Genomic DNA, 14,009 nt, shown 5'->3' on the forward strand with positions numbered 1-14,009 from the left:
GGAGAGCAACAGGGCCGTCAAGCGGCCCTTTTCGCTTTGCTCCCTGGCAGGTCTCAGCGCGCCGTGAAGAAGGTCAATAGCACCTTGTTCTTCTCGCCGAGCAGGCAGAGGAAGCGGCGCGGCTTGTCCGAGCGGTCGGTCCGCAGATAGGCCTCCCCCATGACGATGCGCGTGATCGGAATGTCCTCGATCTTCGATTCCGACACGGCGACCGTGGCGCTGTCTTCATCGATATAGATATCCTTGATCTCCGGCTCCTTGGCATGGAGCGTCTGCAGCGCGGCGGCCTTGCAGGTCGCGACCTCCGGCGTCGCCGGCTTTTCGCTTTTGGGCGGGACTTCCTGGGCGAATGCCGCGACGGGCGCGCAGAGGGCGAAGGAGATCAGGGCAGGGGCGAGAAGGCGAAGCATGCGGGGAGTACTCGGGTTGATCGGTGAGTGCTGAACGCGCGAACGCGGCGCAGGTTCATGCAGCAGCTTGCGGCGGTTCCTGAAGCGAAGATTGATGAAGCGCGTCTTCCCGTGCGCGCTGCGGCGCGAAGTGCCGCTGCGCAGACACGGGACCGTGTGCAGAATAGGGTATTGCCTCGCCCTCACCGCGAGGTCTGCATGGCCGCACGCATCTATGCCGTCTACATCCTCGCGACGCGTAAGGACGGGCCGCTCTATGTCGGCATCACGAACGATCTCGAACGCCGGGTTTCCGAGCATAAGGCCCATACGATCAAGGGACACGCGGCCAAGTACAACATCGACCGGCTCGTCTACGTCGAGACCTTCGATGACCCGAACGAGGCGATCGAGCGCGAGAAGGTTCTGAAGAAGTGGCGCCGTGATTGGAAAATCGCGCTGATCGAAAAGGAAAACCCGGCGTGGTCTGACCTCGCCGGGTGATTGGAGCTTTTGTCGTTATGCGGTCCCGTGTCTGCGCAGCGGCATTGCATGCCGCAGCGCGCACGGGATGACACCAGGGAGCCGCGTCGCAGCGCGCGCTAGGCGCGCCGCGATAGTCGGGCTTCAGAGCCCGAGCTTCTTCTTGCGCTGCCCGAGCGTGCGCAGGCGCAGCGCGTTGAGCTTGATGAAGCCGGCCGCGTCGCGGTGGTCATAGGCCACGGCGCCTTCCTCGAAGGTGACGAGGTCCTGGTCGTAGAGCGAGTAGTCGCTGGAACGGCCGATGACATGCACGCCGCCCTTGTAGAGCTTGAGGCGCACGTCGCCGGTGACGAATTCCTGGCTCTTGTCGATCAGGGCCTGCAGCATCTCGCGCTCCGGCGAGAACCAGAAGCCGTTATAGATCAGCTCGGCATATTGCGGCATGATCTGGTCCTTGAGATGCGCCGCGCCGCGGTCGAGCGTGATCGACTCGATGGCGCGATGGGCCGCATGCAGGATCGTGCCGCCGGGCGTCTCGTACATGCCGCGCGACTTCATGCCGACGAAGCGGTTCTCGACGAGGTCGAGCCGGCCGATGCCGTTGTCGCGGCCGAGATCGTTGAGCTTGGCGAGCAGCGTCGCGGGCGAGAGCTTCTCGCCATCGATCGCGACCGCGTCGCCCTTCTCGAAGGAGACGGTGACGATCGTCGGCTTGTCCGGCGCGTCTTCCGGCGAGATCGTGCGCGAATAGACGTAGTCGGGCACCTCGACCGCCGGGTCCTCCAGCACGCGACCTTCCGAGGAGGCATGCAGCAGGTTGGCGTCGACGGAGAAGGGCGCCTCGCCGCGCTTGTTCTTGGCGATCGGGATCTGGTGCTGCTCGGCAAAGGCGATCAGCTGCTCGCGCGAGCGCAGGTCCCATTCACGCCAGGGCGCGATCACCACGACGTCGGGCTTCAGCGCATAGGCCGTCAGCTCGAAGCGGACCTGATCGTTGCCCTTGCCGGTCGCGCCGTGGGAGACGGCGTCGGCGCCGGTCTTCTCGGCGATCTCGATCAGCTTCTTGGCGATCAGCGGACGGGCGATCGAGGTTCCCAGCAGGTAGACGCCCTCATAGGCGGCATTCGCGCGGAACATCGGGAAGACGTAGTCGCGCACGAATTCCTCGCGCAGGTCCTCGATATAGATGTTCTCCGGCTTGATGCCGAGCAGCAGCGCCTTGTCGCGCGCCGGGCCGAGCTCCTCGCCCTGGCCGAGATCGGCGGTGAAGGTCACGACCTCGCATCGATAGGTGGTCTGCAGCCATTTGAGGATGATCGAGGTGTCGAGACCGCCGGAATAGGCGAGGACGACCTTTTTCACGCTGCTGTCAGCCATCTGTTCATTTTCCTGCTAGAGCGTTTTCAAGCGAAGTGGATGCCGGTTCGCATGAAGAAAATGCGACAAAACAACGACCTAGAGCATCTCCGCGGTTCGGAGAAACGCGAAGATGCGTCAACAGCCCCCATGGGCCGCGTTTCGGACGCAATGGCGCACTATCGCAGCACTCGGGGCGAAGCAATCGGAACCTTCTGATCGATCCCGCGTCGTCCGCTGATGGATCGATGCGGACGAGCGCGTCGTCCCTCCATCCCACAGGCGCCATTCGCGGCGCTTGCGGTCGCGTTGCGAAGAGCGCAGGCTCGATCGGGCGCGACACGACATGACGACCTGTTCGGAGGCTGAATGCCGAATCGTCCCGTTCTGGACTTCTGGTATGAGTTCGCGTCGCCCTATTCCTGCCTGAGCGCCCTCAGAATCGAGAAATTGGCCGAGGAAGCCGGTGTCGCCCTGCGCTGGCGCCCCTTCCTGCTCGGGCCGATCTTCGCGGCTCAGGGCTGGAACACCTCGCCCTTCGCGCTCTATCCCAGCAAGGGCCGCTACATGTGGCGCGATACGGCGCGGCGCGGGCGCCGGCAGGGGGTCGCCATCGTCAAGCCCGAGAATTTTCCCCAGAATTCGCTGACGGCCGCCCGGCTGGCACTGGCCGGTCGCGATGGCGGCTGGACGCCGACCTTCTCCAAGGCACTGTTCCGGGCGCATTTCTGCGAGGGCCGCAACATCGCCGAGGAGGCTGTTCTGAGTGCCGCGCTCAAGGAAGCCGGCAGCGATCCGAATGTCGTGCTGCCGCTCTCGCGCAGCGAGGAGGTCAAAGGGCGCCTCAAGGCCGAGATCGAGTACGCCAAGTCGATCGGCATCTTCGGTGCGCCCTTCTTCGTGGCCGGCGACGGCGAGCTCTTCTGGGGCGACGACCGCCTGGAGGAAGCCCTGGAATGGGCACAGGACGGGCGGTGATCCTCGACCGGCGGCGGCTGCTGCTGGCAGGGGCCGGCCTCTGCCTGGCTTCGGCCGCGGGGGCGCGGCCTGCCTTGCCCGGCGATGCCCCGATCTACGACACCCGCGAGCTGACCGCCGTGCCGAACGCCGCGGCGATCGGCCGCCGCTACTGGTCGCCTGGCCTCAACGAGGGCTATGTCCCGCAGGGGCTGACGGTCTTCGGCGACGAGATCCTGATCGCCTGTTATCGCAGCACCGAGCGCGAGCAGGACAATGGCCCGGCGCGCGTGTTCCGACTCGCCCGCGGCGACGGGCGCCTGCTCGGCAGCTTCGCGCTGCCGGCGACCTATGGCCATCCCGGTGGTCTCGCCACGGCTCGCGAGACGCTGTTCGTCGCCAATTCCGGCCGGCTGCTGGCGCTCGACTTCAAGGAATCCTGCCGCACCGGCGAGTGTGCGCCGCTCAGGAGGTTCGCGTCGACAAGGCGATGGGGCCATCCTTCCTGACGGCATCCGGTGACGCGCTCTGGTTCGGTCCCTATCGTCGCGAAGGCGCGCCGAACCTGCACGCTGTCCCGGTCGATCGCATCCTCGCCGGCGCGGAGGCGCCGATCGGGCTCGCCGAGAAGTCGGGCTATCCTGCCATTGCCGCTTTTCGCGCAGGGCGCGACCTTCGACAAGGCGGGCAAGGTCTGGATATCGCAGAGTTCCGGCAACCGGCCTGCCTTCCTGTCCCAGCTCGATCCCGCGACGGGCGCCGTCCTGGCGCGCTATCCGGCTCCGGGCGGCATCGAGGACCTCGGCCTTGCAGCGGATGGCAAGCTATGGGCCGTTGGAGAGGCCGGCACGCAGCGCTGGAATCGCTGGAGCACCTTCTATCCCGTGGTCTTCGAGATCGATCCAACGAAGCTTGTCGCCTGAGCCCGAGGCGCTATGGGCAGGGGCTCGCTCCTCGGTTTGTTAGGCTCTGCCGTCATTCCGGGGCTTCGCGAGAGCGAAGAGCCCGGAATCCAGAACCGATGCCGTCTCTGCAATAGGCGCGTTCGGGCCAGCGCTTGAATTCATAGCCCCATCGGCACTGGGTTCCGGGCTCAGGCCTGCGGCCTGCCCCGGAATGACAGCGGGGAGCCGGTAGCTTCCTCTCCGGCGACTATCAAAGCCGTCTATCCCGGCCCCGGCCCCTGCGGTGGCCGTGCCCACGGCCCGCGCGCTGCAGTCTCCTCGACCATGGTCGGCAGGTCCTGCCGCTCGCCGATCTTCGGCGGATGGGGCGGCATCGCCGGCATCCGCCCGCCTGCGGTTTCGATCAGCGCCTGAACGCGCTTGGTGACGGAGGGGTGGGTCGAGAACAGGTCGGCGAAATCGTCCGGGTCGTTCTCGAAGCACATGTCCATCACGCCTGACGGTACGCCCTCGATATCGGCGCGGCCGGAAATCTTGAGCAGGGCGGAGATCATCGCATCCGGGTTCTTGGTCAGTTCGACGGCCCCGGCATCGGCGAGATACTCGCGCGAACGGGACAGCGACAAGCGGATCAGCACCGCCAGGAACCAGGAAATCGCGATCACGGCGATGCCGACGACGATGGCGATGCCGCTGCCCTTCTTGGCATCGTCCGACGAAACCCTGATCCGGCTGCGGCCGAAGCCGCGGAAGACGATCTCGCCGATGAAGGAGATCACCCCGGCGATCACCACCGCGATCACCATCAGGCGGACGTCGCCATTGCGGATATGGGTGAGTTCATGTGCCAGAACGGCCTCGACCTCGGCGTCGTTGAGCTGGGCGAGGAGCCCGGTCGTGACGCTGACCGTGAACTGGCTGTCGTTGACGCCGCTGGCGAAGGCGTTGAGCGCGTCGCTCTCGACGATGGCGAGCTTGGGCATCGGCAGGCCGCGCGAGATGCAGAGGTTCTCCAGCATCCGGTAGAGCTTGGGATTGTCCTCGCGGGCGAGCCCCTTCGCGCCCGTCACCGCATTGATCATCGCGACATTCATGCGGAAGCCGATGAAGACCCAGAGCATCGCCGCCGCGGTGATGAAGGGGAACCAGGAGCGGAAGATGCGGCCAGCCTCACCGAAGACGGTGCGCCCGCGCGGCACGCCGCCATAGCCGAAGGCGATCAGCAGCAGGCCCCAGGCGGTGAGATAGACCAGCAGGAAAAGTCCGGCGATCAGGAGGTTCGACCTGATCCGGTTGTTGCGCTGGTGGGTATAGAGCCCGAAGGCCTGGGCCATCGCAGCCGCTCCCGCTGCCTCGAAGGACGCGCCGTCAGAACTTCACGCTGGGCGCGACCTCGATCTGGGCACGGGTCTCGGGGCCGACATCGAAGAATTCGCGCTGGGTGAAACCCATCTGCGGCGCGAACAGCACGGCCGGAAAGGCCTGGATCGCGGCGTTGAATTCGCCGACCGCGTTGTTGAAGAAGCGTCGCGCCGCCGCGAGCTTGTCTTCGACATTGCCGAGATCGACCTGCAACTGCTGGAAATTGGCTGATGCCTTGAGGTCGGGATAGGCCTCGCCCAGTGCGAGCAACCGGCCGACGGCGCCGGAAAGCTGCTGCTCGGCGGCGGCCTTGTCGTGGACGCTGCTCGCGCCCTGCGCCGCGTTGCGGGCCGCGATCACCGCGTCGAGCGTCGATTTCTCGTGGGTCGCATAGCCCTTCACCGTCTCGACGAGGTTCGGGATCAGGTCGTGGCGCTGCTTCAGCTGGACGTCGATATCGGCGAAGGCCTGGTTGACCCGCTGCCGCATCGCGACGAGCCCGTTATAGGTCATGATCAGGTAGACGACGAGAACGACGATCAGCCCCAGAATGGCCCAGCCCATGGCACCCCTCCCAACATGCGGACGAAATCTGCCCGCAACCTCGCACGAAGTGTGAGTCCGGGGAAGCTACGCGATATCGGGCGGTGCGGGCTCCCTCGAATAGGGGATGCCGCGTTATGCGGCCTCGTGCGGGCCGAATGGGGCGATATTGATGCTTTGGGCCGGGCTTCGGCCTTGCTCCGGCGCCCGGCTTGCAGTACATCGCCCCTGTCCGAGGGGCCGTGATCGATCATGCGCCGGGGGCGGTCTCCAAGACCTGCTCCCGTTTCGTGTTTGAGCCGGGCCTGCCGGATACGGATCGAGCCGCTGGTCCTGGCGCCTCCGCAGCCCCCGCCTGACGGGGAGGCGGAAATCTCCGAGAGGAGGTGCCGACGGCCGCGATCCGGATCGCAGCACCAACCACGGCGCCCATGCCGGACATCCGCGGGATACGCGGCCGGCTCCCAGGAGATTACATGTCTGCAGTTGAAAGCTACAGCGCGGGTCGCGAGGATTTCGCCGCCCTGCTCGAAGAGTCCTTCACCCGGAACGAGGCCCTCGAAGGCTCCGTCATCAAGGGCAAGGTCGTCGCCATCGAGAAGGATATGGCGATCATCGACGTCGGTCTGAAGACCGAAGGTCGCGTCGCGCTCAAGGAATTCACCGGCCCCGGCCGTGAGCAGGAACTGAACGTCGGCGACGAGGTCGAGGTCTATCTGGACCGGATCGAGAACGCGCTCGGCGAAGCCGTCATCTCGCGCGACAAGGCTCGCCGCGAAGAGAGCTGGGTCAAGCTCGAGAAGGCCTTCGAGGCCCGCGAGAAGGTCACCGGCATGATCTTCAACACCGTCAAGGGCGGCTACACCGTCGATCTCGACGGCGCCGTGGCCTTCCTGCCGCGCTCGCAGGTCGACATCCGTCCGATCCGCGACGTCGGCCCGCTGATGGGCCAGCCGCAGCCCTTCGAGATCCTCAAGATGGATCGCCGCCGCGGCAACATCGTCGTGTCGCGCCGCACCGTCCTCGAAGAGACCCGCGCCGAGGCTCGTTCCGAGCTGGTCGCCTCGCTCGAAGAGGGCCAGGTCATCGACGGCGTCGTCAAGAACATCACCGAATACGGTGCGTTCGTTGACCTCGGCGGCATCGACGGCCTGCTGCACGTCACCGACATGGCGTGGCGCCGCGTGAACCATCCGTCCGAGGTCGTGACCATCGGCCAGACGGTCAAGGTCAAGATCATCAAGATCAACCAGGACACGCACCGCATCTCGCTCGGCATCAAGCAGCTGCTGGCCGATCCGTGGGATGGCATCGCCGAGCGTTACCCGGTCGGCACCCGTCTCAAGGGCCGCGTGACCAACATCACGGACTACGGCGCGTTCGTCGAAGTGGAGCCGGGCATCGAAGGCCTGATCCACGTCTCCGAGATGTCCTGGACCAAGAAGAACGTCCACCCCGGCAAGATCGTCTCGACCTCGCAGGAAGTCGACGTCGCGATCCTCGAGGTCGATCCGGTCAAGCGCCGCATCTCGCTCGGCCTCAAGCAGACCCTGCGCAACCCGTGGGAGCTCTTCGCGGAGCAGCACCCGGCCGGTTCGACGGTCGAGGGCGAGGTCAAGAACAAGACCGAGTTCGGCCTGTTCCTGGGTCTCGAAGGCGATATCGACGGCATGATCCATCTCTCGGATCTCGACTGGAACCGTCCGGGCGAGCAGGTCATCGAGGAATACAAGAAGGGCGACGTCCTGCAGGCCGTCGTTCTCGATGTGGACGTCGAGAAGGAGCGTATCTCGCTCGGCCTGAAGCAGCTCGGCGGCGATCCCTTCGTGGATGCCGGCGAGTTCAAGAAGGGTCAGATCGTCACCTGTGAGGTGGTCGAGGTGAAGGAGTCGGGTCTCGACGTGAAGATCGCCGACACCGACATGATGACCTTCATCAAGCGCGCCGAGCTGGCCCGCGATCGCTCCGAGCAGCGCCCCGAGCGCTTCGCGGCCGGCGAGCGCATCGACGCCCGCGTCGTGCTCTTCGACAAGAAGGCCCGCAAGATCCAGGTCTCGGTCAAGGCTCTCGAGATGGCCGAGGAGAAGGAAGCGATGGCCCAGTACGGCTCCGCCGATTCCGGTGCCTCGCTCGGCGACATCCTGGGCGCGGCCCTCAAGAAGGCCACGACCACCGACAAGAAGTGAGGTTTCGGCTGCGTCAGCAGCCGGACATCCAAGACAGCCCGCGCGGAGCGATCCGCGCGGGCTTTTGTTTCGAAACACGTTGTCATTCCGGGGCGGCCCGCAGGGCCGAACCCGGAACCCACGACTGGGCGAGCCCTGGCCACCGCGGCGGGGAACCTCGCCCAGTCGTGGGTTCCGGGTTCTTCGCTGATGCGAAGCCCCGGAATGACAATGCGCTCATTGCAAAAAGGAGCTCGCCATGACCCCCGCCGCCATCGGCATCGACTTCGGCACCACCAACAGCGTCGTCGCGCTGGCTGGCGCCGACGGCTCGGTCATGACGCGCTCCTTCGCCACCAAGCAGGGCGCGGTCGATGCCTATCGCTCGGCGCTGATGTTCTGGCGCGAAGGGCGTCCCCCTGAGACCCGCATCACCCATGTCAGCGGCCCTGATGCCCTCGACATGGCCTTGGGCATGACGACCGAGCATCGCTTCCTGCAATCGCTCAAGACCCATCTCTCCAGCCGCGCCTTCCAGGAGACCCGGCTCTTCGGCAAGCTCTTCCGGCTGGAGGACCTGATCGGCGTTTTCTTGTCCGATCTCACGACCGGCCTCTCCGGCCATGACACGCTGCCGCTGGTCTCCGGCCGCCCGGTCGTCTTCGCCGGCGAGCGTCCGGACGAGGAACTGGCGGTCGGCCGCCTGAAGGGCTCCTATGGCAAGGCCGGCATGAACCAGGTCGATTTCGCCTATGAGCCGCTCGGCGCCGCCTATTGGTACGCCCGCGATCTCAAGACGCCGCAGACCATGCTGGTCGCCGATTTCGGCGGCGGCACCAGCGACTTCTCGGTGATGCGCTTCGAGCCCGGCAAGCGCGGCGGCCTGGAAGCGATCCCGCTCTCCCATGCCGGTGTCGGCGTCGCCGGCGACACCTTCGATTACCGCATCATCGAGCATGCGGTGTCCCCGGCGCTCGGCAAGGGCACGGATTACCGCTCCTTCGGCAAGCTCCTGCCGGTTCCGGCGCATTACCACGCCGCCTTCGCGCAATGGCACAAGCTCTCCCTGATGAAGAGCCGCGAGACCATGGCAGAGCTGAACGCCCTGATCCGCGAGGCCGTCGAGCCCGGCAAGCTCGAGGACCTGCTGACGGTGATCGAATACGATCTCGGCTACGAGCTCTATCGCGCGGTCTCCGCAACCAAGGTCGCGCTCTCCGACAAGGAGGCGACGACGCTGAGCTTCAATCAGATGGGCGTCACGATCGAGAAGCCGATCCGTCGTACCGATTTCAACAGCTGGATCGCCGAGGATGTCGGCGCCATCGAAGCCGCGCTCGACCGCGCGCTGGCCGAGGCCGGACTCGGTGGCGATCGCATCGAGGCGGTTTTCATGACCGGCGGCACCTCTTACGTCCCGGCGGTGCGCAGCCTGTTCGATCGCCGCTTCGGCGCCGGCAAGGTGCATATCGGCGATGCCTTCCGTTCCGTGGCGAGCGGTCTCGCGCTGCTTGCGCTCGATCGGGCGCGCGCCTCGGTCGCGGCCTGAGGCGCCCGTCCTGCCTTGCCCGGCCGGCCCGGCGGGTCTACATCACGGACCTGCAGCCGCCGCGCGCTTTCCGTTCGGCCGGAACCGGTCGAACGAAAAGAATTCGCGCGAAATCAAAAAGTTGAGCATGTTCGGATCGAACCTGCTCCAGGAGTAACCGATGTCGTCCGATGCCGATCTGCTCGCAGACCGCCGCAGCTTGCGCCGTAAGCTGACGCTCTGGCGCGTCCTCGCCGTGCTTGGCGTCATCGTCGCGGCGGTGGTCGCCGGCTTCGCCTGGAAGGGAGACAGCCTGTCCGGCCTGTCGAGCCCCCATATCGCACGCATCACGATTTCCGGCTTCATCTCCGGCGACCGCCGCACGCTAGACCTGATCAAGTCGGTCGAGGACAGCAAGGCCGTCTCCGCCGTCGTCCTGCGCGTCGACAGCCCCGGCGGCACCACGTCCGGCTCCGAGGCGCTGCATATCGCCCTGCGCCAGCTCGCCGCGAAGAAGCCGATGGTCGCGGTCGTCGACGGCCTTGCGGCTTCGGGCGGCTACATCGCCGCGATGGGCGCCGACCGCATCGTCGCCCGCCAGACCTCGCTCGTCGGCTCGATCGGCGTGCTCTTCCAGTTCCCGAACGTCTCGCAGTTGCTCGACACCGTCGGCGTCAAGGTCGAGTCGATCAAGTCGAGCCCGCTCAAGGCCGCGCCGAGCGGCTTCGAGCCGACCTCGCCGGAAGCGCGCGAGGCCCTGCAGCGCGTCGTCAACGACAACTACACCTGGTTCAAGGACATGGTGCGCGACCGCCGCCATCTCGCCGAGGGCGAGGTGACGACCGCTTCGGACGGGCGGGTCTATTCCGGCCGCCAGGCCCTGGGCCTGAAGCTCGTCGACCAAATCGGCGGCGAGCAGGACGCCATCGCCTGGCTGGAGCGCGAGAAGAGCGTCGCCAAGGACCTGAAGGTCCGCGACTGGCGCCGCCGCAGTGAAATCCTCCTCCTACGGCCTGTGGAGCTTCGCCGAGGCGATGGCGCGCGGCGCCGGTCTCGATGCGCTCGCGGCGACGATCGCGCGGGCGGCGGACCAGCCGGTCGGCTTGCGGCTTGACGCGCCCTTGGCGCTCTGGCAGCCTGCCGCTGAAAAGTGATTTTGATACAAATGGTTATGCTCCAGCGATGATTAAATCCGAACTCGTTCAGCGGATCGCCGACCGCAACACCCATCTCTACCAGCGCGACATCGAGAACATCGTCTCAGCCATCCTGGACGAGATCGTGAAGGCGCTGGCGCGGGGTGACCGGGTGGAGCTGCGCGGCTTCGGCGCCTTCTCGCGCAAGGGCCGCTCGGCCCGCATCGGCCGCAATCCCCGCACGGGCGACGCGGTCGAGGTCGAGGAGAAGTTCGTCCCCGTCTTCAAGACGGGCAAGGAGCTGCGGCTGCGCCTCAACGGCAAGGATTGAGCGCAGGCGCTTTTCAAGGCTGGTTCCATGTCCAGCTCTCATCCTGAGGAGCCGCGATCGGCATCTCGAAGGATGGCCCAGGAGGCTCCGATGGTATCTGGAGCATCCTTCGAGACACAAGCCTACCGGCTTGCTCCTCAGGCTGAGGGCTCGCAGATGCAAAGGGAACAATCCCGATGAAGGCCTTCTTCAAGGCGCTGGTGCTGGTTCCCATCGCGCTGGTGATCGTATTGTTCTCGGTCGCCAATCGCGGCGCGGTGCGCGTCTCGCTCGATCCCTTCAGCCGCGACCTGCCGATGTTCTCAGTCGAGCTGCCGCTTTTCGCGGTGGTGCTGGCCGCCATCGCCGTCGGCGTGCTCGTCGGCGGCCTGGCCTCATGGGTCGCGCAGGGCAAGCACCGCAAGGCGGCACGCCGCAACCGCCGAGAGGCCGAGGCGCTGCGCTCCGAAACCCAGGCGCTGCGTTCGGCCGTGCCCGACTCCGCGCTGCCGGCGCTGACCAACGGACGGAATTGATGCGACTTTTCGACGTGGCCGAAATCGATGCGGCCCTGAGCTATCCCGGCCTGATCGACATCCTCGACGACGCCTTCCGCAGCGAGGTCATCGCGCCCAAGCGCGGCCAGTATGCGATCCAGCGACCGGACGAGATCGACGCCATCCTGCTGACCATGCCGGCCTGGAGCGGGCCGGACGTCGCCAACCCCTATATCGGCACCAAGATCGTCTCGGTCTTCTTCGGCAACGGCAAGCGCAACCTGCCGGGCGTCATGGGCGCCTACCTCCTGATGGACGGCACGACCGGCAAGCCGCTCGCGGTGATGGATGGCAACCGGCTGACGACATGGCGCACGGCCGCGGCCTCCGCGCTGGCCTCGCGCTACATGTCCAACCCCGAATCCAGCCGCATGCTGATGGTCGGGGCCGGCGCGCTCGCGCCCTTCATCATCAAGGCCCATCGCGCCGTCCGCCCGCTGACCGAGATTGCGGTCTGGGCGCGGCGGCCCGAAGCCGCCGAGGCGACCGTCGCCGAGCTGGCGAAGGACGGCATCGAGGCCCGCGCCACCACCGATCTCGAAGGCGAGGCCCGCACCGCCGACATCATCTCCTGCGCCACCAACGCGACCGAGCCCTTGATCCACGGCCACTGGCTGAAGCGCGAGGCCCATCTCGACCTGATCGGCGGCTTCACCATGCAGATGCGCGAGGCGGATGCCGATGCGCTGCACCGTGCGCGGGTCATCGTCGATTCCAGCAAGGCGATCGACGAGGGCGGCGATGTCGCCGTCGCGATCGCTGAAGGCAGCTACAGCGCCGACAAGGTGGCGGGCACGCTGGCCGATCTCTGCCATGGCCGGATCGCCGGGCCGGTCGAGGGCGGCGGGATCACGCTGTTCAAGTCGGTTGGTGTCGCGCTTGAGGATCTGGCGGCCGCGGTGGCTGTCTGGGACAACCGTTCCTGATTTTCATACCAACCGGGCCGAGGGAAAATTCCATCGGCCCGATCGCGAAGCGCCCGCACTCTCCTGCAGACTGGCGGGCAGTTCGCCCGCCAGCGTTAGGCGATCCGCGCGCCGCCGATGGCGCCGAGCAGCCACAGGATCAGGACGATCACGAGCACGAGCCCGAGCACGCCGCCGAGCCCCGCCGTTCCATAGCTGCGATGGCCGTAATAGCCGCCACCGCCCAGAAGCAGCACGAGCAGCACGACGATGAGGAGGGTGGACATGGCGAACTCCCGTTTCGTGGCGCCCGTTCCGGGCGCGGTCTAGCGGGAAACGCCGGCTGCGAACCCTCGGTTCCGCATCGGCGAGCCGGTCACTCCACCTTGAGTCCGACCTCGTTGATCAGGTCGCCCCAGCGCTTCATCTCCGCCTGCAGGAAAGCGCCGAGCTCTTCCGGGCTGTTGCCGACCGGCTCTGCCGCGAGCGCATCCATCTTCGCCCGCACGGCCGGGTCGGCGATCCCCGCCTTGGTGTCGGCCTGGATCTTGGCGATGACGGCGGGCGGCGTCCTGGCCGGCGCGAACAGCGCGAACCAGGAGGAGACGTCGAAACCCGGCACGGTATCGGCGATCGGCGCGAATTCGGGCGCCGTCGGCGAGCGTTTTGCCGTGGTGATGCCGAAGCCGCGGATCGAGCCGGCGCGCACATGCGGCAGCGCCTGCGGGATATTATCGAAGATCAGGTCGATGCGGCCGCCGATCAGGTCCTGCGTCGCCTGCGCCGTGCCGCGATAGGGCACATGCACCATCTTGGTACCGGTCAGCTTCTGGAACAGCTCGCCGCAGAGATGCACGGAGGTGCCGACCCCGGAGGAGCCATAGGTGAGCTTGCCGGGATTGGCCTTCGCATAGGCGATCAGCTCGGCGACGTTGTTCGCCGGCACCGTCTTGTTGACCACCAGCAGGTTGGGGACCATCGCGACCATGGTGATCGGCGTCAGGTCCTTGGCGGGATCATAGGTCAGCTTCTGGTAGAGATACTGGTTGGTCGCCATGCCGACCGAGACGATCAGGAAGGTGTCGCCGGTCGGCTCGGCCTTGGCGACCGCATCCGTTCCGATATTGCCGCCGGCACCCGGCCGGTTCTCGATGACGATGGTGTTGCCCCATGTCTGGCCGAGCTTGTCGGCGACGAGCCGCGCCAGCACGTCGGTCGCGCCCGCCGGCGGAAACGGCACGACGAGCTTGAGCAGCCGCCCCTGCGGCCAGGGCTGCTGCCCGAAACCGGCCGTCGGCGCTGCCATAAGCGCGCCTGCGCCGGCAAGAATGCTGCGGCGGTCGATCCGTGCCGTCATCGATATCCTCCCTGAAGGGCGCGTCTCGCGGCGCCATCATGCAAGGCTGCAATTCG

The 14,009-nt window shown here is 66.4% G+C and carries 15 protein-coding genes and 1 pseudogene; 10 read left to right on the top strand and 6 right to left on the bottom strand.

Features of this window, described 5'->3' with window-relative positions; all coding sequences use genetic code 11:
• Positions 1–53: 53 nt before the first annotated feature.
• Positions 54–410, bottom strand: a complete 357-nt coding sequence (locus ACFJGT_RS02850; protein ID WP_377845663.1) for a hypothetical protein — start codon at positions 408–410, stop codon at positions 54–56.
• A 57-nt stretch (positions 411–467) separates the two neighbouring features.
• Here ACFJGT_RS02850 and ACFJGT_RS02855 point away from each other — a divergent pair, with 57 nt between their 5' ends.
• Positions 468–893 carry a GIY-YIG nuclease family protein gene (locus tag ACFJGT_RS02855; RefSeq protein ID WP_377845665.1) on the top strand — a complete coding sequence of 142 codons (426 nt, stop codon included), beginning with the start codon at positions 468–470 and terminating at the stop codon, positions 891–893.
• A 123-nt stretch (positions 894–1,016) separates the two neighbouring features.
• On the opposite strand, the gene ACFJGT_RS02860 is transcribed toward ACFJGT_RS02855, so the two are convergent.
• Positions 1,017–2,249 carry an argininosuccinate synthase gene (locus tag ACFJGT_RS02860; RefSeq protein ID WP_257735359.1) on the bottom strand — a complete coding sequence of 411 codons (1,233 nt, stop codon included), beginning with the start codon at positions 2,247–2,249 and terminating at the stop codon, positions 1,017–1,019.
• Positions 2,250–2,597: 348 nt separating this feature from the next.
• Between ACFJGT_RS02860 and ACFJGT_RS02865 the strand changes: the two genes are divergently transcribed.
• From ACFJGT_RS02865 to ACFJGT_RS02875, 3 genes are all read left to right on the top strand, one after another.
• On the top strand, positions 2,598–3,206 hold the full coding sequence (locus tag ACFJGT_RS02865; protein ID WP_377845667.1) for a 2-hydroxychromene-2-carboxylate isomerase: 609 nt from the start codon (positions 2,598–2,600) through the stop codon (positions 3,204–3,206).
• Complete coding sequence (locus ACFJGT_RS02870) at positions 3,185–3,694, top strand: hypothetical protein (protein ID WP_377845669.1); 510 nt, start codon at positions 3,185–3,187, stop codon at positions 3,692–3,694. Before ACFJGT_RS02865 ends, ACFJGT_RS02870 begins: the two co-directional genes overlap by 22 nt.
• Positions 3,695–3,832: 138 nt before the next feature.
• Positions 3,833–4,108 (top strand): hypothetical protein, encoded by a 276-nt coding sequence (locus ACFJGT_RS02875; protein ID WP_377845671.1) that lies wholly within the window; start codon positions 3,833–3,835, stop codon positions 4,106–4,108.
• 242 nt (positions 4,109–4,350) lie between these two features.
• On the opposite strand, the gene ACFJGT_RS02880 is transcribed toward ACFJGT_RS02875, so the two are convergent.
• Positions 4,351–5,424 carry a M48 family metallopeptidase gene (locus ACFJGT_RS02880; protein ID WP_377845674.1) on the bottom strand — a complete coding sequence of 358 codons (1,074 nt, stop codon included), beginning with the start codon at positions 5,422–5,424 and terminating at the stop codon, positions 4,351–4,353.
• Between the two features lie 34 nt (positions 5,425–5,458).
• Entirely contained in the window at positions 5,459–6,016 is a 558-nt protein-coding gene (locus ACFJGT_RS02885; RefSeq protein WP_199085294.1) for a LemA family protein, read from the bottom strand.
• 455 nt (positions 6,017–6,471) lie between these two features.
• On the opposite strand from ACFJGT_RS02885, the gene rpsA reads away from it, so the two are divergent.
• From rpsA to ACFJGT_RS02915, 6 genes and pseudogenes are all read left to right on the top strand, one after another.
• The gene (rpsA, locus tag ACFJGT_RS02890) at positions 6,472–8,181 is read left to right on the top strand and encodes a 30S ribosomal protein S1 (RefSeq protein WP_199085293.1); all 1,710 of its coding nucleotides are present in this window, start codon (positions 6,472–6,474) and stop codon (positions 8,179–8,181) included.
• A 238-nt stretch (positions 8,182–8,419) separates the two neighbouring features.
• Complete coding sequence (locus tag ACFJGT_RS02895) at positions 8,420–9,709, top strand: Hsp70 family protein (RefSeq protein WP_377845677.1); 1,290 nt, start codon at positions 8,420–8,422, stop codon at positions 9,707–9,709.
• A gap of 160 nt (positions 9,710–9,869) precedes the next feature.
• Positions 9,870–10,842: pseudogene (gene sppA / locus ACFJGT_RS02900) on the top strand (signal peptide peptidase SppA).
• A gap of 28 nt (positions 10,843–10,870) precedes the next feature.
• Complete coding sequence (gene ihfB / locus ACFJGT_RS02905) at positions 10,871–11,155, top strand: integration host factor subunit beta (protein ID WP_199085290.1); 285 nt, start codon at positions 10,871–10,873, stop codon at positions 11,153–11,155.
• Positions 11,156–11,331: 176 nt separating this feature from the next.
• Complete coding sequence (locus tag ACFJGT_RS02910) at positions 11,332–11,670, top strand: LapA family protein (protein WP_377845680.1); 339 nt, start codon at positions 11,332–11,334, stop codon at positions 11,668–11,670.
• On the top strand, positions 11,670–12,617 hold the full coding sequence (locus ACFJGT_RS02915; protein ID WP_377845682.1) for an ornithine cyclodeaminase family protein: 948 nt from the start codon (positions 11,670–11,672) through the stop codon (positions 12,615–12,617). Before ACFJGT_RS02910 ends, ACFJGT_RS02915 begins: the two co-directional genes overlap by 1 nt.
• A 95-nt stretch (positions 12,618–12,712) precedes the next feature.
• Here the strand turns inward: ACFJGT_RS02915 and ACFJGT_RS02920 are convergent, their stop codons facing one another.
• Positions 12,713–12,883, bottom strand: a complete 171-nt coding sequence (locus tag ACFJGT_RS02920; protein ID WP_377845684.1) for a DUF3309 family protein — start codon at positions 12,881–12,883, stop codon at positions 12,713–12,715.
• 89 nt (positions 12,884–12,972) lie between these two features.
• Positions 12,973–13,953 (bottom strand): tripartite tricarboxylate transporter substrate binding protein, encoded by a 981-nt coding sequence (locus tag ACFJGT_RS02925; protein ID WP_377845686.1) that lies wholly within the window; start codon positions 13,951–13,953, stop codon positions 12,973–12,975.
• Positions 13,954–14,009: the final 56 nt, after the last annotated feature.

It is taken from the genome of Allobosea sp. UC22_33 (assembly GCF_042700715.1).
In the GTDB taxonomy this organism is placed as follows: Bacteria; Pseudomonadota; Alphaproteobacteria; order Rhizobiales; family Beijerinckiaceae; genus Allobosea.